We start from the raw sequence: 18,987 nt of genomic DNA on the forward strand, positions 1-18,987 counted from the left end.
CGGTTATACGTTTTATTTTTACTTATGATTAATATAAGATTATTTAATTTTTTGATCCATATTCTTATTCATCATTGTCATCATTTGATTAATTTTCTTTTGAGATGGTTTTTGACCCATTTGCATCATCATCATACGTAACATTTCTTCGTTAATTGGTGGATTCTTTTTCAAGTAATCCATCATATATTTACGTGCAAGGAAGAATCCAAGTGCAAGCCCACCGATTAATGCCACGACGATTAATAATATTGCTAACCACGTTGCCATTATTTCACCCACTTTCTGTATCCTATAAAAGTTTACTAAATTCATTACATTTTATCAAGATGAAACTTAATGTTTAAAATGAAAAAGCCTCAGCCAAGTTTCTTGGATGAGGCTTTTTTAACATTCTTTAGAAGCTTAATACTTGGTTTAATACATTTTCTTTTGTAAATCCGTATTTTTCAACTACTAAGTCGCCAGGCGCACTTGCACCGAATGTATCAATTGTAATGACTTTACCTTCAATGCCAACATATTTATGCCAACCTAGAGAAGATGCCATTTCGATTGCTACACGTTTAGTGATAGATGCTGGTAATACTGATGCTTTATATTCAGCATCTTGTTGATCAAATGCATGCCAGTTAGGTAATGATACAACTTGTACACCTTTACCTTGTGCTTCGATATCTTTAGCTGCATCAATAGCTAATGAAACTTCAGAACCAGATGCTATTAATAAGTATTCAGGTTCGATTTCAGAACGATATACGACATATCCGCCTTTACGAACGCCTTCTTCTAATACTGACTCTTCAACATCTAAAGCTGTTAAGTTTTGTCTTGTTAACACTAACGCTGTTGGTGTTGTTTCAGATTCTAAAGCTACTTTCCATGCTACTCTTGTTTCGTTACCGTCTGCTGGGCGAATCACATTTAAGTTAGGAATCGCTCTTAGTCCAGCTAATTGTTCAACTGGTTCATGTGTTGGACCATCTTCACCGACAGCAATTGAATCATGTGTGAATACAAATGTTGAAGGTACATCCATGATTGCTGAAAGTCTTACAGCTGGTTTCAAGTAGTCACTGAATACGAAGAATGTTGCACCATATGGTTTAACACCACCGTGAACTGCCATACCGTTAACTGCAGCAGCCATACCGAATTCACGAACACCAAACCAAACGTTGCGTCCTTCAGGAGTTTCGCTACTAAAGTCAGCTTCACCTTTAACATTTGATTTGTTTGAAGATGCTAAGTCAGCTGAACCACCAAAGAATGCAGGTACTGATTTACTTAATGCTTGAATCACTTCACCTGAATCCGCACGTGTTGCACTGCTATTTCCAGCTTCATAAACTGGTAATTCTTTATCATAATCAACTGGTAATTCATTAGAAATAGCTTGTTTAAATGCTTGTCCTAATTCAGGATATTCATTTGTATATGCTCCAACTAATTTTTCCCAAGCTGCTTCGTCTTCATTTGCACGTTTAAGCATTGTTTCACTGAAGATATCATATACTTCTTGAGGTACATTAAAGCGTTTAGAAGGATCTAAACCGTATGCTTTCAATGCTAATTCACGTTCTTCTTCACCTAATGGAGCACCATGCACGCCATTAGTACCCGCTTTATTAGGCGCACCATAACCGATAACCGTTTTAACTTCGATTAATGTTGGGCCTTCTAATGTTTTTGCTTCAGTAATCGCTTTATCAATAGCTTCTAAGTCATTACCGTCTTCAACTAAGATATAGCTCCAACCATAAGATGTGAATCTTTCTTTAACATTTTCAGAGAATGCTTTATTTAATTCACCATCTAATGAAATATCATTAGAATCATATAAAGTGATTAATTTATCAAGGTTTAAGTGACCTGCTAATGAAGCTGCTTCATGAGAAATACCTTCCATTAAGTCACCATCACTTGCTAAAACATATGTGTAATGATCTACTACATCGTATTTATCTTTATTAAATTTACCTGCTAAATGTTTTTCAGCCATTGCCATACCAACACTCATTGCAAAACCTTGTCCTAATGGTCCTGTTGTTACTTCTACACCATCAGTATGTCTAAATTCAGGATGTCCAGGTGTTTTAGAATCCCATTGTCTGAAGTTCTTCACTTCTTCAAGTTCTAAACTACCTGAAACGTGTAATAAACTATATAGTAATGCAGAACCATGACCAGCAGATAATACAAAACGGTCTCTATTAAAATAGTTCTTAGATTGTGGATTGAAATTTAAATGCTTAGTCCATAATGCATATGCCATAGGCGCAGCACCCATTGGTAAACCAGGATGTCCTGAGTTAGCTGCTTCAATAGCATCTATACTTAAAGCACGGATTGAATCTACTGCAAGTTGATCTTTTTCGTTAAACATAAATGTAGTCTCCTTTATTCTTGTAATACCTTTTCATTATACATGAAATTTTTTCAAAAATTAATTATTATTACTTAATTTATACTTACTTTCTTATATTATTATTTTTTTGAATTTCTTTTACCTTATCAGGTGTTACATCATTACCTTCTGGATCTATGATTTTAGTATTCTCGATTGTATTTTTAAAATTACCGCGGAATGCTTGTAAATACTCAGCACGTAATTTTGATTGTTCTTTAGCTTCACTATCTGTTAAACCTTCAGATTTCTTTTTGTTCGCTAATTCGTTAATTCTTTCTATTTTTGCTTTATCTAGCATAATATCCCCACTTTCTTTATACATAAAAGATACCAAAAAACACGAGTAAATCCAAATGGATTTACTCGTGTTTAAATTCAATCTATTGACCCTACTAATGTATTGGAATCAGATATATGGTTATGTTGTTTAATTTGATGATCGGTCATTTCGTACGTTTGTTCTGTATTATAAAGATCATTAGACTGAGCTAAATATAAATATCCAATTAATAGAGTCATTAAGAATACTGCGATATACACTAATACTGTCTTCTTAATTGTAATTGTCATACTCAATTCCTCCTAGAACGTTTGTTTGTATTATCATAATAACAGAACAAATGTTCGTAGTCAATAAAAATACGAACAAATGTTTGTTCAAAGGAAACGTATGTGCTATAATAAATTTAAATAATTAATTGGGAGCGTGCGACTATGAAAGAATTAACTAAACGTCAATCTGAAATATATCAATTCATCAAACATATAGTACAAACGAAAGGCTATCCGCCTAGCGTACGTGAAATTGGTTTAGCAGTCGGCTTAGCGTCAAGCTCTACAGTACATGGTCATTTATCAAGACTAGAAGAAAAGGGCTACATTAAACGTGATCCAACTAAACCACGAGCAATAGAAATCACCGAAACAGTTGGAGAGAACATTAACCAAGAGAACACCATTCACGTTCCAGTTATCGGTAAAGTTACAGCAGGTATACCTATTACAGCTGTAGAGAATGTAGAGGAATACTTCCCATTACCAGCACATTTTACATCAACACATAATAGCAATATCTTTATATTAGATGTTGTCGGTGATAGCATGATTGAAGCTGGTATACTAGACGGCGATAAAGTAATCGTACGTAGTCAATCAATCGCTGAGAATGGTGATATCATAGTTGCAATGACAGAAGATGATGAAGCTACAGTTAAACGTTTTTACAAAGAAGAAACGCGATATAGACTTCAACCAGAGAACAGTACAATGGAACCTATTTATTTAGATAACGTTACAGTATTAGGTAAAGTTGTTGGATTGTTTAGAGAAATGTAACATAACAAAAAGGAGATGCGAACGCATCTCCTTTTTTCATATTCCCTTTATCGAGTTCTTTCTTTACTTGTCATATATTTATGATACATCTTTTTTGTTTAATAATTCTTTAATACGTTCTAAGACATCTAAATCTTTTCGTTTTATTTCTTTATTTTCCATGTAAAACTACCCCTTTATATGTTATTTCACCAATCAAAATTACTAGAAACAACATGTGTTAAACATTTAAGGAAATATGAAATATTGACTTTTCTCGATTTAATTATATCAACGTTGATAAGATAATATCATTTATCTCTTTTCTATTGTTGCGTGATGTAGTTCTCCGTCCAATATGGCTGTAATTCTTCGCCAATATCGACACCTACACCTAATTCTTTATAATCTTTATTTAAAATGTTTTTTCTATGTCCAAGTGAATTCATGAGACCATGATGTGCATATATACTACTGATTTGACCATAAGCCAAGTTTTCCCCAGCGGTAAGATAATTAAAACCATCTCGATCTAATCTATCAAATGGAGACATACCTTGTTTGTTATTATGATCAAAATAATCATTTTTCACCATGTCTTGACTATGCTTTCTTGCAGTTTCACTAACACGCTCATTATAAGATAATGTAGGTAGTCCAAACTGTACGCGTTCAGCATTTACAAGATCAAAGTTTTGTAATTCTAAAGCTTTTTTGTATTCATCAGAAGCTGCATGATACTGATTCGTTCGTTTATCTTCAGTTGATGATGCAATCTGCATGATACCTTTAATTTGATTATTTTCATGTTTATCATAAAACACGGTTGTATAGATGTTATCAAATTTGAAAACATCATAATCTTCATCATTTTGTATGAGTTTCACTTTGTCTTTTTCTATTGCTTTTTCAGGTTCTCCAAGTATAGAACGAACTTTATCTTTGTTCATTTTACTTGTGATACCTTTTTTAGAAGTTATAAGGTCTTGGTTTGTATATAAACCAGTTACTTTGTCATGATCATAACTTACCATCACAAATTCATGATAGTCGTTATGATACACATGCCATTTCTCGTTATATTCATTAGCAGTTATACGCTTAGGTTTACCAAGTTTCTTTTCTACTTCGTTCTTTGTTTGATTGATTTGAATATTATTAATCGCAAATTCTTGGTCATCTGGTGTCTTTAGTTCAACTTTCTTTGCTGATTCTTCGTGTAGTATTCCTTGTTGAACGTTCAATACTTTTTGCCCAATTTGTCTAGACAAATCTGATTCTGGGACTGGCTTGATAAGTGTTAAGCATAATAGCAACATAAATAAAAAGAATACTTTTCTCAAGTCGTCACCTCACTTGTTTTAGCCGCGATCACTGTCACCATTAAATATTGAATTACGAACAATTACATAGTCTACTTTTGTAATAGAATGTAAATCTTTTCCACCTGCATAAGAGATAGAACTTTGTAAATCTTGTTCGATTTCAATTAACGTATCTTTTAGAGAGCCTTTATGTTCAACAAACATCTTTTTACCCTCTACATTTTTACGTTCACCTTTTTGAAATTCAGATGCACTACCGAAATATTCTTTATATAGTTTACCTTCTAATTCAACTGTTTCTCCTGGAGATTCTTCATGTGCAGCAAATAATGAACCAACCATTACCATACTTGCACCGAATCTAATAGATTTAGCAATGTCACCGTTCGTTCTAATACCACCGTCAGCGATCATTGGCTTTCTAGCAGCTTTGCTACAAGCGTTAATTGCAGCTAATTGCCATCCACCAGTACCAAAACCAGTTTTAATTTTTGTAATACAAACTCTACCTGGTCCGATACCAACTTTTGTTGCGTCAGCACCCGCATTTTCAAGTTCACGAACACCCTCAGGCGTACCAACATTACCTGCAATTACAAATGATTCAGGAATATGTTGTTTAATATGTTTAATCATTCTTATAACTTGCTCAGAATGACCGTGTGCAATATCTATTGTTATATATTCAGGAACAAGTCCTTCGTTAGAAAGTTGTTCTATAAAAGTATATTCATTGTCTTTAACACCTACAGAAATTGAGGCGAATAAGTTTTGGCTTTGCATTTTTTTGATAAATGGAATACGTCCTTCTTCATCAAAACGATGCATGATATAAAAATAATCATTACTAGCAAACCATTCAGCTAGTTCTTCATTCATGACTGTTTGCATATTTGCAGGTACTACTGGTAATTTAAATGTCTTTGGACCAAATTTTACAGTAGTATCACATTCAGAACGGCTTTCTACTATACATTTATTTGGTATTAACTGTACATCTTCATAATCAAAAATTTTCATATCAATAACCTCTTTCACAACTATTAATAATAATCCATTAGTTACTATACATGGTTAAGTAGTAAAAGTAAACGAAATAATACTATAAATATTATTTATTTAGAGCTTTATCAAGAGTTTTGATATTTTCTTCCATTAAAGACTGATATGAAATATTTTTTTGTTTGGCTTCATCTTTAGTTAATACTTCTAAATTATGAAATTTTAGCGGTTTACTGTTCGCATCTTTCTTTATAATATCTGTCATTTTTGAACTAACATTTTGCTCATATAAAATATATGGTGATTTCGAGTTGTTAATATCTTTAATGATTTCTAGAATTTCTTTTTGTGTGGGTTCTTCATTATTCATGCCTGTGACACCTTTTTGTTTAAAGAGATATCTGTTAGCTAAATACCCTAGAGAATCATGAGAAATAAATACAGTATCTCTTTTTGTATCTTTCGTTACGTTTTGTAAACTTTCATCAATCTCGTTTATATCTTTAATGAGCTTTTGATAATTTTTTTGATAATATTCTTTATGCTCAGGATCCTGTCGTACGAGTTTATCTTTAATAGATTTAGCCGCTTCTTTATTGACAATTGGATCCAACCAAATATGAGGATCGTTAGCACTTTCTTCATCTTCGTGCTCATGTTCATGCTCTTCTTCACCGTGTTCATGATGATGTTCTAAAATATGACTTTCTTTCAAATTAGCTACTGCTTCTAATTTGTGATCATCACTTTTAATAGTAGAACTAATTTTTTAGCTACTGGATCTAATTCATTTGAAGAATATATAAACAAATCACTTTTAGCAATATTAAGCATTTCTTTTTGTGTTGGCTCATAATTATGTAAATCCGTACCACTTCGGTAAATAGAATTTGCATCTACATATTTTCCACCAATTTGTTTAGCAAAGCTTTCATACGGAAAGTTAGTTGCATATATTTTGATTTTGTCATTTGATGATGTTTGGTTGTTACAACCTGAAAGTATGAGTGCCATCGTTAGTAACGTACCAACTATAATATATATTTTTTTCATATTTTAACTCCTACGTTATTATTTATTTTAATTATAACAATATACGCTTTTACACATTATATCGCAATTATATAATACACATATTTTTGCATTGAAAACTCATTTGTATTGTGCTAAAATTATAAAACGTAACGATTACTGAATAGAAAGGCTGATGAACATGCGTGTCAATATCACGTTAGCATGTACTGAATGTGGCGACAGAAATTATATTACAACTAAAAACAAACGTACAAATCCTGAACGTATTGAAATGAAAAAATACTGTCCAAGATTAGGTCGTCACACTTTACACCGCGAAACTAAATAATTTCTTATTATAAGAAAATATACGACAAAGAAGTCAATTCATACATTTGAAATGGCTTCTATTTTTTATATTGGCACTTTATAACTTTAAAGCATTTATGCGTTAAAAGTTTTTGTTGCTTATTTACTGAAATACTAATAAAATAATATGTATATTTTATTTACAGATAAATTGTACAATTAGAAAGCAAGGTGAATTATATGGAAGAAATGAAACGAGGATTAAAGACTAGGCACATATCAATGATTGCCATTGGTGGCTCGATTGGAACTGGATTATTTATGGCCAGTGGTGCAGTCATCACTCAAGCAGGACCTGGCGGTGCACTTATAGCTTATTCAATCATTGGCGTTATGCTCTACTTTTTAATGACAGCTATAGGTGAACTTGCAACATTTTATCCAGTTTCTGGTTCATTTAGTGCTTACTCAAGTAGATTTATTGATCCATCAGCAGGTTTTACAGTTGGTTGGCTCTATTGGGTAATTTGGGCACTGGTAACAAGCGTGGATATATTAACTGCAGCAAAAATTATTACATACTGGGATATATTCCAAAATATTAACCCGTTTGTATGGAGCATTATTTTCTTAGTTATTCTATTCTTACTCAATGCATTTACTGTTAAAGCATTTGGTGAAGCTGAATATTGGTTAAGTTTTATTAAAGTCGCGACTATTATAATCTTCTTAATAGTTGGTGTACTTGTGATATTTGGAATTTTAGGTGGTAATGAACCATTAGGATTATCAAACTTCACTTATAAGGAAGCACCATTCGTAAATGGTATTTCTGGTTTCTTAGGTGTACTACTTGTTGCTGGATTTAGCTTCGGTGGTACAGAAGTAGTAGCTGTAACAGCTGGTGAATCTGAAAATCCTAAAGAATCCATGCCAAAAGCAATTAGACAAGTATTCTGGAGAATTTTATTATTTTATATTTTAGCAATCGCTGTGATTGCAGCAATTATTCCATATACTGATCCATTGTTATTAAATAAATCAAACACTGTAACACAAAGTCCGTTTACAATCGTATTTGATAGAGTTGGTATAGCATTCGCTGCTTCAATTATTAATGCAGTTATTTTAACAGCACTTATTTCAGCTGGTAACTCAGGTTTATATGCTACAAGTAGATTACTTTACTCACTTGCTCAACATAAGCAAGCACCTAAATTTATCAATAACTTAAATAGAAACAATATGCCATTTGTTTCATTATGTGTCACAATCATATTAATATTTACTTCAATCGTATATGCAACGATTAACACTGATGGTTATTATAAATTGTTGAATATGTTAGGCGCACTTGTTACTTTAGTTTGGTTAATGAGTATAATCAGTCATATTCGATTAAGAATGGCTATTAAGAAACAAGGCCAATCAACGACAGATACACTAGAATATAAAGCACCTTTATATCCATTAGGTCCAATCATCGTAATCGCTGTAATAGCATTCTTATTAATCGGTCAATCATTTGATAGCATTATGACATTGAACTACCCAATGTTAATCGAATCATTCTTACCGATTATATTAGGTTTCGTAGTATACTTTATTCATAAATTCACAACGAAATCAAAAATTATCAAACTAGAAGACATCGATTTAACAAAACACCAATATAAGAAATAATTTTTAAAAGCGCCACTCAAGTTGATTGAGTGGCGTTATTTTTATCTATAATTTTGTTCGTGCTCGCCTGTCTTAGTTACACTTTGACCTAGTTTTGTTACTAACGGCTTCCTTAGTTACACTTCCGCCGACTTTTGTAACGATAAACCCTTCATAAAATATTATTACCATAATCTCTTATTACCTCGTTCAAAGCGTTTATTAAAATATGCTAGCTATAATCTACTTTTTCTTATTGCAATATATATAGTATAATAAATATTAATGATAATTTTAGAATAAAGAAGGTGTAAATATGATAGGTCAAACTAATTTATTTGATGATGTTATGGAACAAGATGAACGTTTTGTCATTGTTGTTCAAAGTATTTATGACACACATGCTCAACTCGTTAAGAAAACACTTAGAGAATATACAAGTTTAACTCGGGAACAGATGCAATCATTATTTGATCATCTTAAAGATTTATATTTAAATGAACCTTTTGAAGAGAATCAAGCATTTTTTGATATTACTGTTTATACGAACCAAGACTATGCAGCGGACCAAATTTATGCGCATATTAAGAGAAAGAAATTCAGCCATGAATGGACGCACACAAGTAAATAAAGGAGTAATCACATGTCCCAAGTAAGTAAAGTTTTTCCTTTAGATAACGAACAACAAGTTGAAGTGAAAGTTAAAGAAAATAGATTTGATTTTGAAATAGATGAAATGCTTGCAATTACACAAGAAGAACATTCAAAATTTCCATTTATACCTGTATCGCCTTGTTTAGGATATTCTAGAGGATTATATCCAGAACATCCTTTACTCGTTGGTTTATTGTTAGGATTTTTATACCATGAGTCTTTAACAGGTGAAACGGATGAACGCATTCAAACAATTGCTAAAGCTATTAATAGTAAAAATCGCAGTAAAATGATTCAAGCTATAAATATGGTTGAATCTAATAAACTTGGTCACTATCCACCAACGAGATTTCTAGGTTTAAGTGAACGTGCTGTCAATTTAGGACAATCAATTTTTAGTTTATTTGATGATGATGTGATGTTCTTAGCTTCTACACGAGATAAGATTATTTCTCATCCACCATTATTAGACCATAGCGATATTGTTGACCCTCAAGAACGTTTATTTTTCTATACGAAAGATAAAGACTTCTTTGATAATGATGAACGTGTCGCAATCATTGATAATCATTTATTAAATGGTAATTCTGTACTAAATCTCATAAAAAAGATTTATGATAAATGTCCTGAAAGAGAAACATTTACTGTATTAACACCTATTGATTTAAGATCTCAAAGTGTGAAAGAAGCATTTTCAAGCTTGGAAAAATCTTTAAATATTAAAATCAATATCATTTCACTCATGTCATTTGACGTAGAAATCACAGCTATAGAGCATGAGACGAAAGATTTAATCCAAAACGAATTACTAGACAATCAGAAGCATGATACGAAAGTTCAATATTACTCTTTAAGAAATGTCATCAATGATCATTTCATTGTAAAAGCTCAAAACATGCTGCGTGATGGTACGATTCACGATAATCCATACTTTATTTCAACAGGTAGATTCACTTTAAATGGTAAAGAACAACAAGTATCTGAAGACCTATTTCAACGTATGGGCGAATTATTAAATGACTTTTTAGATGATTCACCTAAATTCGTCATTGGTATAGGAGAATTCATGTACGTACCACTTCAAATTGCTCGTTATTTACCTGGTAAAGAAATTCGTGTACAAGGTACAACACGCTTTAATTTCGATTCGAGTACATTAAGACATTCTAATAAAAAGATTAGCTTTATGTCGCCATTAGAAAGAACAATTACGCATTATTTATATAATTTAGAGATTGATCAATACGAACAAATCATCGTATTTGTTGAAAGACTGAGACATAAAACTGAAATAGATGATATTGTACAACAATTAAAAATACTTGGGGCAAAATCAATTCTCGTAATTGAAATGACTTCAATTGCATTTAATGAAGATCGTCACGAATAATAAAAAGCAGTTCAAATCTTGAATTTCTTAAGGTTTGAGCTGCTTTATTTTTATGCTTTTAATATTTTCTCTAACGCTGTTACGATACCATCATGGTCATGGTCGTCTGTAACGACATCCGCAATACCTTTAATCGTATCGTTCGCATTTCCCATAGCAACACCAACTGCTGCTCTTTCTAACATATCAGAATCATTTAAACTATCACCAAAAGCTATCACTTCTGAGAAATCCGCTTCAATTTGATCAAACAACCTTTGCAACGATTTCCCTTTAGATACTTCTCTATTCATAAATTCTAAAAAGTACGGTTTACTTATTGTTGATGATACTTGGTCATTAAATTTGCCATTCAACGCTTGATTTGCACTTGCAATGTTTTCCTCGAAATCGACACCCATAATTTTTGGAACGTCACCTGTTATAGCTTCTTTAATATCATTAACTTTATTCATTGGAAGACCTGTTAGTTCACTTTCAATGTTCATATAATCATGTGTTGTATCATGAATTATTTGGTCATTTAAATACGTTAAATAAAAGAAACGATGACTTCTACAATAATCAATAATATCGTGTGCATCCTTTTGACTGATTGTTTGATTAAATACGATACTTTGATCTTCTGCCTTTATAACAAAAGCGCCATTATAACTTACGATATAGCCTCCATAGCTTTTTAAATCTAGTGCTTCTGCATGCTTAACCATACCTGCAGTTGGACGCCCTGAAGCGAGTATTAACGTCATGCCTTCTTTTTGTTTCTCCATTAAGTATTGATATGTTACTTCACTTATTTCATTCTTTGAAGTTAAAAGTGTATCATCCATATCCATTACGATGTATTTATATGTCATGTTTATCTCCTTAAATATAATAATGCTTATATTCTATCATACATAGAATATAAGCATCTCATTTTTAATTATAAGTTTATAATTTTTTGTCTAATACCATATCGATTAATGGTTACCAATTCTGATTCGCAATCTTCGAATTCGTCTTGTAAGGCTCTCACAAGCTTACCACTCAATTCTTTTTTGACGAGCGTTAATACAGTTGGACCAGCACCACTAATAACTGTCGCATACGCACCATGTTCTAAAGCTAATGCTTTAATATGTTCAAAACCAGGGATCAAATGTTGACGATAAGGTTCATGAAAACCATCTTTCATCATCATCTTTCCAGCTAATTCATAATTATGTTGAATTAACGCACTGATCATCGTATTGCTTATCGCACTATATTTAACAGCATCTTTTAAAGATAATGATTCTGGTAATACTTTACGCGCTTTCTCCGTTGATAACTCATACGCTGGTATTGTAGCAATTACATCGACTTTTGGTATATCAATATATGAGACATCCGTATGTTTAGCTTCTGGATCATATACCCCTAAGACTAATCCACCATAAATTGTTGGGGCAACATTATCTGGATGTCCTTCAATTTCAGTTGCAAGTTGTAGTAACTCATATTTAGATAACTTTAAATTTGCAAAATAATTAGCAAGAAATAAACCTGTTACGAGCGCAGATGCTGAACTACCTAATCCTCTCGCAAGTGGAATATCGCTATACATTTTTAAATTTAATGCAGGCATTTCTTTAGAAAATTTCTCTGTAGCAGTTTGTGCAATTTTAGTAATATAATGGTCCTCGTTGTCAGGTAAACCTTGAAGATGAGGTCCAATATGCTCAAAATGCCATTTGCCATCTTCGGAAAGATGTGCTTCTACTTCTAAATATTTATCTAGAGCCATTCCGATTGAGTCGAAACCAACCCCAAGGTTAGCAGTTGAGGCTGGTACTTTAAGCTTTAATTTCTTCATTGTAAAGCACGCTCAATATAATCAATAATTGCTTGTTCGTCATTTTCTAAAGGTGTAATTGGTGAATCAAGTAAATCGATCGCAGTATCAGGATCTTTCAATCCATTACCTGTTAAAATTGCAACAACAGTTTGATTTGGCTCTAATTTACCTTGTTCATGCAATTTCAACAAACCTGCAATTGAAGCGTTACTCGCTGGCTCACTGAAGACGCCCTCTTTACTTGTCATAAGTTTGTACGCTTTAAGAATTTCTTCATCTGTCACACTATCAATTAGTCCGTTTGACTCATCACGCGCTGCTTCAGCTAATTTCCAACTTGCAGGATTTCCAATTCTAATAGCAGTCGCTACTGTCTCTGGGTTTGTGACAACTTTACCTTGTACGATTGGAGACGCACCTTCCGCCTGGAAACCACACATAACAGGTAAACCTGATTGATTTAATTGATGATATTCTTTGAAACCTTTCCAATATGCTGTGATATTTCCAGCATTTCCTACTGGTATCGCAAATAAGTCTGGCGCTTTACCATCTAATTGTTCAACAATTTCAAACGCACCAGTCTTCTGACCTTCAATTCTATAAGGGTTTACAGAGTTTACAATTGCTATTTCGCCTTTTTCTGCTACTTTTTTAACGATATTTAATGCTTCATCAAAATTCCCTTTAATTGATACAATTTCAGCACCGTACATAACTGCTTGTGCTAATTTACCAAGTGCTATTTTACCTTCAGGAATTACAACAATAGCTTTTAAACCTGCTCTTGCAGCATAAGCGGCAGCTGAAGCTGATGTATTACCAGTAGAAGCACATATTACAATCTTTTTACCTTCTTCTTTCGCTTTTGCGACTGCCATTACCATACCTCTATCTTTAAAAGAACCTGTAGGGTTAAGCCCTTCAAATTTAGCAAATAAATTAATGTTCAATTTATCTGATAAATAAGGTAAGTGAATTAATGGTGTATTACCTTCATTTAAAGTCAGTTGAGGTGTTCCTTCGTTTACTGGTAAATATTCTTTATAATTATGAATTAATCCTTGCCATCTGCCCATATTACTTATCTCCTTCAATTGGATAATATTTCAAAATATTAATGCCATTTTCTTTTAATTGATCAACTGGTAATTCATCAATACCTCTGATAACAATACCATACGTATTTTCAGTACGTTGTTCTACTTTTACACTTCTATGAAATTCAATTGTCGCTTTAATGTCATCTCTTAAGACATCTTCTTCTTTGTCACTTTCAACAATGATAAAATGACTATTTTTCAGTGGGAATTTAACCACTTCATCTTCAACGATTTCTTTCGTACGTTCTGTTTTAAGTTCAAAGTGTGGCGGTAACGTATGTAAATCTGATTCAAATTGTAATGAAACGTTTAATAAATCAGATACAACTGCACTACCAGTAGCTAAACTACCTGCTCCTTTACCATAAAACATAGTGTCTCCAACAGCATCACCAATAACATATATAGCATTATATTCATCTTCTACATGTGCCATTTGATGACTATTTGGTAATAATGTCGGTTTAACACTCGAAATAACTCGGCCATTCTCATATTTACCTTGACCAATTAATTTAATTTTATAGCCTAATTTTTCTGCTACTTTAATATCTTCTATTTCAACATCAGAAATACCAACTCTTTCAACATCATTTAACGAAATCACCCTATTAAATGATAAATAGCTCGTAATTACGACTTTACGAGCTGCGTCAATCCCTTCAACATCGTCAGTTGGATCCGCTTCTGCATATCCTAAATCTGTTGCAAGCTGTAATGCTTCTTCATATGATTTTCCTTCACGTGTCATTTGACTAAGAATAAAGTTAGATGTGCCATTAAAGATACCCATAAATTGATTAATATTATTGGCATTTAATCCATTATTAATCGCATTTACAATCGGAATACCACCTGCTACACTCGCTTCATATTTAAGCGCAACTTTATTTTTCTCAGCTAAATCTTCTAAATCTCTTAAATGTACGGCTAATAAATCTTTATTTGCAGTAATAACGTGTATACCTTTAGAAAGAAATGCTTTCAACCATTCTACTGTTGGTTCGATACCACCCATTACTTCAATAACGATATCCAATTCATCGTCTTCTAAAATTTCGTTAATATTTTCAGTTAAATGATAGCTAGAAGTATTAATTGCACGTTTCTTGTTAACAGAACTCACAAGAATATGTTTAATATGTATAGATTTCCCAATCGTGTCTTCTATTTGCTTTTTATTTTCTTCAACAATCTTTACGACACCTGTTCCAACAGTGCCAAGACCTAATACTGCTACATTTAATACTTTCATTTCCTCACTCACCTTAAATATATTGTTCTTGTTAAAAATACAAATGTCTACTTGAAATAGACTTAAGTTTATTATAGTATAAATTCATTAAAGTTTTTTGTAAAGTTTGAATAATTAGAATTAATAGTAATATTATCATTATTTCTCGCTTTGTAAAGAGCTACAATTATATTACCCCCCAGTAAAAGGACTGATAAAATGAAAGTTTCAAAATTTGGCGGAAGTTCCGTCGCTAACAGTGAGCAAATAAAAAAAGTCGTTAACATCATTAACTCTGATGATGAAAGAAAAATTGTAGTCGTATCTGCACCTGGAAAAAGATTTAAAGAAGACATCAAAACAACAGATTTGCTTATACGCTTATATGAAAAAGTCATTAATCAATTAGATTACTCAAACAAACTCAGCCAAATTGTTGGTCGTTATGAAGAAATTGTGACTGAACTAAATATGGATCGTTCTATTTTAGATGAAATTAAAAACCACTTATTAAATTTGATAAACGTGTATCATGATAAACCCGAACGCTTACTAGACGGTTTAAAAAGTTGTGGAGAAGATTTCAATGCGCAACTTATCGCACAATATAATAGTCAGTTAGGTTTCCCTACACGTTACTTATCGCCTAAAGATGCAGGCATCATCGTTACAGATCAACCGGGTAACGCAATGATATTAGAATCGTCATATGAGAAGATTTATAAATTACGTGAATATGATGAGAAATTAATCATTCCTGGATTCTTTGGTTATTCTGAAAATGGTGATATCGTGACTTTCCCAAGGGGTGGATCTGACATTACAGGTGCTATCTTAGCAAGAGGTATTAAAGCAAGCTTGTATGAGAACTTTACAGATGTGTCAGGTATCTTTAGAGCAAACCCAACAGTCGTATCTCAGCCTGAAGTCATTCCAGAAATAACATATAGAGAAATGCGTGAATTATCATATGGCGGATTTGGCGTATTTCATGACGAGGCACTAGAACCACTTTATAAAGATCGCATTCCAGTTGTCATCAAGAATACAAACAGACCAACTGATAAAGGAACATATATTGTAAGTGAACGTAACATTTCTAACTTATCTCATATCGTTTCTGGCGTAAGCTGCGATAAAGGATTTACAATTATCAACGTCAAAAAGTACTTAATGAATAGAGAAGTTGGATTTACACGTAAAGTACTTAGTATCTTAGAAGAAGAAAACATTTCAATCGAACATATTCCATCTGGTATCGATAGCATTAGTATTATAATGAGATCGACTCAAATTAAAGGAAAAGAAGAAAGAGTTTTAAATAAAATTCGTGAAAATATTCCTGTAGACGAGTTAACAATTGATTATGATTTAGCTATTTTAATGATTGTAGGAGAAGGCATGAATAAAGCAGTTGGAACAGCTGCTGGAGCAACTGCAGCACTTAGTAAGAGAAATGTTAACTTAAATATGATTAACCAAGGTTCATCTGAAATTTCTATGATGTTTGGTATTGATGAGCAATATTCTGATATAGCCGTTCAAGCGATTTATGACGAATACTTCGCAAATAAAACAACTCAACTCGCATAATAACTAAAAGAAGCCAACGATTAAATCGTCGGCTTCTTTTATGTATCTGATAAAATAATCTGATTGAGTTTATCTTTTCCTATTACTTTTCTAAGCATAAAGAATTGATAATAACTTAAATGTTGAATTAACTTTTGATATTTATAAATATCATCTTGTCTCAGCTCATGATATAACTTATACATCATTTGAATTTCCGGTCGCAAATACTTCACATCATGTTCTAAACTATGGAAATATATTTTGTAATGTTCCACTTCTATATTGTGATCATGACTAAATTGCCATTTCTCATCTTTCGTTTCATATATATAAACTTTAAGAATTTTACATTCGTTCTTCTTATTATAAATATAATATTTCTTATAATCTCTAAGTTCTTCAACAGTAATTTCTTTTAGTTCATTCAATGGTGTCTCTACTACTATTTGATAATGGCGTTCTAAAAAGTAGTTTGCTAAATCAAGCTCTTCTTCTCTGCTTACTGTTATGCTCATGATTTCCTTAGTGTGTGTATATTCGTTCAAAAATAAATCAATCGCACTTTGTCCACAAACAATATATTGAAATGGATAGTCAGACATTAACTGTTTTAGTTCATCTATAGATAAATATTGTTCGTTTCCTTCCAATATAGCTACCTCCTACGAAAGCGTTTTCACTCCTTTTCATTCTAACAGTTTTGTCATTATTATCCAATAGATAATTGTTGATTATTCTTTACGATTTAGTGAATCTTCTTTTGAAAATCCATTAGGATATCTATTTTTAAGTTTTTCAATATTTAACTGACCAAATTCATCTAGATCTACATCAAGAGCAGAAGCGCAACATGCAATATACCAAAGTACATCTCCTAGTTCTTTCTTTAATGCTTCTTTATCTAGGTCATGACCATGAAATACATATTTCTTAACAACATCTGCAACTTCCCCAGATTCTCCTGTTAAACCTAATGCGCCATTAATTAAGCTTTTATCTGGATCTCTCTTAACATCAGACATTGTTCTTAATGCAAGATTTTGATATTCATTTAAATCCATTGTATTACCCCTTTTTAATATGATCTTTTAATAATTGAATAACAGATTGAGTACCATTATCTTCGAAACCTGATTCACTTAATGCATCATATACTTCTTTAGCTTTTAATAATCCAGGCATATATAAGCCTCTTTTTTCACTTTCTTCTATCGCAATTCTCATATCTTTAATGAAATGTTTAACATAAAATCCTGGTGCATAGTCTCCTTTGACCATTCTTGGTCCTAAATTGGATAATGACCAACTACCCGCAGCACCATGTTCAATAGAACTGAATACTTTATCGATATCTAATCTCGCTTCTTCAGCATATATAATGGATTCTGCTACTCCTAACATACCTGCAGCTATTGCAATTTGATTAGCAAGTTTCGTATGTTGACCATTGCCACTTTTACCTTGATAGACAACATTTTGTCCAATAACATTGAAAATATCTTCAACTTGATTAAATACTTCTTCGTCTCCACCAACCATAATGGTTAAAGTCGCATTTTTTGCACCTACGTCACCACCAGATACGGGTGCATCTAAACTGTTAATATTTTTTGTTTTTGCTTCATTATAAATTATCTCGGCAAGAGCAGGACTTGAAGTCGTCATATCTATAATAGTTGTGCCTTCTTTAGCATGGCTTATAATCCCACTTTCATCTAAATAAATAGATTCGACATCTTTAGGATAACCAACAATAGATATAATCACATCACTAGATTCAGCTAAATCTGCTATCGTGTCACACCACTTCGCACCAATTTTTACTAAATCATCCGTTTTAGATTTTGTTCTATTATAAACATTTACTTCATAGCCTTCATTAATTAAGTGTGTTGCCATAGATTTACCCATAACACCTGTACCTACAAAACCGATTGTTTTTATAGTCATTTGAATTCCTCCTGCATATTCTAATCATATAAACATTATACAGATTTATCAGAAAAATCTAAACAAACTCACATAGTCTTTTAGATTAAATTAATGATTAAAAAAATGGTATTTGTACTTTTTTATATAGTGTTATTAAAACGGAATAAAAAGTTTAAAAAATTATAATAAATTTTGTTTGAGATTAATATTTAGTGGTATTGAATTATTGTTGATACATAAGTGT

19 protein-coding genes and 1 pseudogene are annotated in these 18,987 nt (G+C 32.2%); 6 read left to right on the plus strand and 14 right to left on the minus strand.

Features of this window, described 5'->3' with window-relative positions; all coding sequences use genetic code 11:
- Nucleotides 1-39: 39 nt before the first annotated feature.
- The 4 genes from MUA60_RS08460 to sosA form a co-directional block, all read right to left on the minus strand.
- On the minus strand, nt 40-270 hold the full coding sequence (locus MUA60_RS08460) for a YneF family protein (RefSeq protein WP_025905903.1): 231 nt from the start codon (nt 268-270) through the stop codon (nt 40-42).
- A 127-nt stretch (nt 271-397) separates the two neighbouring features.
- Nucleotides 398-2,386 (minus strand): transketolase, encoded by a 1,989-nt coding sequence (tkt, locus tag MUA60_RS08465; RefSeq protein ID WP_262647884.1) that lies wholly within the window; start codon nt 2,384-2,386, stop codon nt 398-400.
- An 85-nt stretch (nt 2,387-2,471) separates the two neighbouring features.
- A complete protein-coding gene (locus MUA60_RS08470) occupies nt 2,472-2,708 on the minus strand; it encodes a DUF896 domain-containing protein (protein ID WP_262647885.1) in 237 nt (78 codons plus the stop codon).
- Between the two features lie 77 nt (nt 2,709-2,785).
- Nucleotides 2,786-2,980, minus strand: coding sequence for a DNA damage-induced cell division inhibitor SosA (gene sosA / locus MUA60_RS08475; protein WP_262647886.1), 195 nt, complete (start codon nt 2,978-2,980; stop codon nt 2,786-2,788).
- A gap of 144 nt (nt 2,981-3,124) precedes the next feature.
- Between sosA and lexA the strand changes: the two genes are divergently transcribed.
- Nucleotides 3,125-3,745: a transcriptional repressor LexA gene (gene lexA, locus MUA60_RS08480; protein ID WP_025905896.1), complete on the plus strand. Its 621-nt coding sequence runs from the start codon at nt 3,125-3,127 to the stop codon at nt 3,743-3,745.
- A gap of 305 nt (nt 3,746-4,050) precedes the next feature.
- Here lexA and MUA60_RS08485 read toward each other — a convergent pair whose 3' ends face one another.
- The 3 genes and pseudogenes from MUA60_RS08485 to MUA60_RS08495 all read right to left on the minus strand — a co-directional run bounded on the left by MUA60_RS08485 (nt 4,051) and on the right by MUA60_RS08495 (nt 7,104).
- Entirely contained in the window at nt 4,051-5,067 is a 1,017-nt protein-coding gene (locus MUA60_RS08485) for a CAP domain-containing protein (RefSeq protein ID WP_262647887.1), read from the minus strand.
- Nucleotides 5,068-5,085: 18 nt separating this feature from the next.
- Nucleotides 5,086-6,069 (minus strand): GMP reductase, encoded by a 984-nt coding sequence (gene guaC, locus MUA60_RS08490; RefSeq protein WP_025905892.1) that lies wholly within the window; start codon nt 6,067-6,069, stop codon nt 5,086-5,088.
- A 91-nt stretch (nt 6,070-6,160) separates the two neighbouring features.
- Nucleotides 6,161-7,104: pseudogene (locus tag MUA60_RS08495) on the minus strand (metal ABC transporter solute-binding protein, Zn/Mn family).
- Between the two features lie 160 nt (nt 7,105-7,264).
- Here MUA60_RS08495 and rpmG point away from each other — a divergent pair.
- The 4 genes from rpmG (at nt 7,265) to MUA60_RS08515 (ending at nt 11,080) form a co-directional block, all read left to right on the plus strand.
- On the plus strand, nt 7,265-7,414 hold the full coding sequence (gene rpmG, locus MUA60_RS08500) for a 50S ribosomal protein L33 (protein ID WP_049318964.1): 150 nt from the start codon (nt 7,265-7,267) through the stop codon (nt 7,412-7,414).
- Nucleotides 7,415-7,614: 200 nt separating this feature from the next.
- On the plus strand, nt 7,615-9,057 hold the full coding sequence (locus MUA60_RS08505) for an amino acid permease (protein WP_262647888.1): 1,443 nt from the start codon (nt 7,615-7,617) through the stop codon (nt 9,055-9,057).
- Nucleotides 9,058-9,352: 295 nt separating this feature from the next.
- A complete protein-coding gene (locus MUA60_RS08510; protein WP_262647889.1) occupies nt 9,353-9,667 on the plus strand; it encodes a hypothetical protein in 315 nt (104 codons plus the stop codon).
- 12 nt (nt 9,668-9,679) lie between these two features.
- A complete protein-coding gene (locus MUA60_RS08515; RefSeq protein ID WP_262647890.1) occupies nt 9,680-11,080 on the plus strand; it encodes a phosphoribosyltransferase domain-containing protein in 1,401 nt (466 codons plus the stop codon).
- 50 nt (nt 11,081-11,130) lie between these two features.
- Here MUA60_RS08515 and MUA60_RS08520 read toward each other — a convergent pair whose 3' ends face one another.
- From MUA60_RS08520 to MUA60_RS08535, 4 genes are all read right to left on the minus strand, one after another.
- Nucleotides 11,131-11,937, minus strand: coding sequence for a Cof-type HAD-IIB family hydrolase (locus MUA60_RS08520; RefSeq protein WP_262647891.1), 807 nt, complete (start codon nt 11,935-11,937; stop codon nt 11,131-11,133).
- A 68-nt stretch (nt 11,938-12,005) separates the two neighbouring features.
- Nucleotides 12,006-12,917: a homoserine kinase gene (gene thrB / locus MUA60_RS08525; protein ID WP_262647892.1), complete on the minus strand. Its 912-nt coding sequence runs from the start codon at nt 12,915-12,917 to the stop codon at nt 12,006-12,008.
- On the minus strand, nt 12,914-13,978 hold the full coding sequence (gene thrC / locus MUA60_RS08530) for a threonine synthase (protein ID WP_262647893.1): 1,065 nt from the start codon (nt 13,976-13,978) through the stop codon (nt 12,914-12,916). Before thrC ends, thrB begins: the two co-directional genes overlap by 4 nt.
- Nucleotide 13,979: 1 nt before the next feature.
- Entirely contained in the window at nt 13,980-15,257 is a 1,278-nt protein-coding gene (locus MUA60_RS08535; protein WP_262647894.1) for a homoserine dehydrogenase, read from the minus strand.
- 198 nt (nt 15,258-15,455) lie between these two features.
- On the opposite strand from MUA60_RS08535, the gene MUA60_RS08540 reads away from it, so the two are divergent.
- A complete protein-coding gene (locus tag MUA60_RS08540) occupies nt 15,456-16,829 on the plus strand; it encodes an aspartate kinase (RefSeq protein ID WP_262647895.1) in 1,374 nt (457 codons plus the stop codon).
- Nucleotides 16,830-16,867: 38 nt separating this feature from the next.
- Here MUA60_RS08540 and MUA60_RS08545 read toward each other — a convergent pair whose 3' ends face one another.
- The 3 genes from MUA60_RS08545 to MUA60_RS08555 all read right to left on the minus strand — a co-directional run bounded on the left by MUA60_RS08545 (nt 16,868) and on the right by MUA60_RS08555 (nt 18,761).
- A complete protein-coding gene (locus MUA60_RS08545; protein ID WP_262647896.1) occupies nt 16,868-17,461 on the minus strand; it encodes a hypothetical protein in 594 nt (197 codons plus the stop codon).
- 81 nt (nt 17,462-17,542) lie between these two features.
- Nucleotides 17,543-17,872: a nucleoside triphosphate pyrophosphohydrolase family protein gene (locus tag MUA60_RS08550; RefSeq protein ID WP_262647897.1), complete on the minus strand. Its 330-nt coding sequence runs from the start codon at nt 17,870-17,872 to the stop codon at nt 17,543-17,545.
- A gap of 4 nt (nt 17,873-17,876) precedes the next feature.
- Complete coding sequence (locus tag MUA60_RS08555; protein WP_262647898.1) at nt 17,877-18,761, minus strand: NAD(P)-dependent oxidoreductase; 885 nt, start codon at nt 18,759-18,761, stop codon at nt 17,877-17,879.
- Nucleotides 18,762-18,987: the final 226 nt, after the last annotated feature.

Source organism: Mammaliicoccus sciuri (assembly GCF_025561425.1).
In the GTDB taxonomy this organism is placed as follows: domain Bacteria; phylum Bacillota; class Bacilli; order Staphylococcales; family Staphylococcaceae; genus Mammaliicoccus; species Mammaliicoccus sciuri_A.

Coding starts and splice junctions, on each gene's coding strand:
- MUA60_RS08460 (WP_025905903.1), bottom strand. CDS start 270: ATGGCAACGTGGTTAGCAATATTATTAATCGTCGTGGCATTAATCGGT.
- tkt (WP_262647884.1), bottom strand. CDS start 2,386: ATGTTTAACGAAAAAGATCAACTTGCAGTAGATTCAATCCGTGCTTTA.
- MUA60_RS08470 (WP_262647885.1), bottom strand. CDS start 2,708: ATGCTAGATAAAGCAAAAATAGAAAGAATTAACGAATTAGCGAACAAA.
- sosA (WP_262647886.1), bottom strand. CDS start 2,980: ATGACAATTACAATTAAGAAGACAGTATTAGTGTATATCGCAGTATTC.
- lexA (WP_025905896.1), top strand. CDS start 3,125: ATGAAAGAATTAACTAAACGTCAATCTGAAATATATCAATTCATCAAA.
- guaC (WP_025905892.1), bottom strand. CDS start 6,069: ATGAAAATTTTTGATTATGAAGATGTACAGTTAATACCAAATAAATGT.
- rpmG (WP_049318964.1), top strand. CDS start 7,265: ATGCGTGTCAATATCACGTTAGCATGTACTGAATGTGGCGACAGAAAT.
- MUA60_RS08505 (WP_262647888.1), top strand. CDS start 7,615: ATGGAAGAAATGAAACGAGGATTAAAGACTAGGCACATATCAATGATT.
- MUA60_RS08510 (WP_262647889.1), top strand. CDS start 9,353: ATGATAGGTCAAACTAATTTATTTGATGATGTTATGGAACAAGATGAA.
- MUA60_RS08515 (WP_262647890.1), top strand. CDS start 9,680: ATGTCCCAAGTAAGTAAAGTTTTTCCTTTAGATAACGAACAACAAGTT.
- MUA60_RS08520 (WP_262647891.1), bottom strand. CDS start 11,937: ATGACATATAAATACATCGTAATGGATATGGATGATACACTTTTAACT.
- thrB (WP_262647892.1), bottom strand. CDS start 12,917: ATGAAGAAATTAAAGCTTAAAGTACCAGCCTCAACTGCTAACCTTGGG.
- thrC (WP_262647893.1), bottom strand. CDS start 13,978: ATGGGCAGATGGCAAGGATTAATTCATAATTATAAAGAATATTTACCA.
- MUA60_RS08535 (WP_262647894.1), bottom strand. CDS start 15,257: ATGAAAGTATTAAATGTAGCAGTATTAGGTCTTGGCACTGTTGGAACA.
- MUA60_RS08540 (WP_262647895.1), top strand. CDS start 15,456: ATGAAAGTTTCAAAATTTGGCGGAAGTTCCGTCGCTAACAGTGAGCAA.
- MUA60_RS08550 (WP_262647897.1), bottom strand. CDS start 17,872: ATGGATTTAAATGAATATCAAAATCTTGCATTAAGAACAATGTCTGAT.
- MUA60_RS08555 (WP_262647898.1), bottom strand. CDS start 18,761: ATGACTATAAAAACAATCGGTTTTGTAGGTACAGGTGTTATGGGTAAA.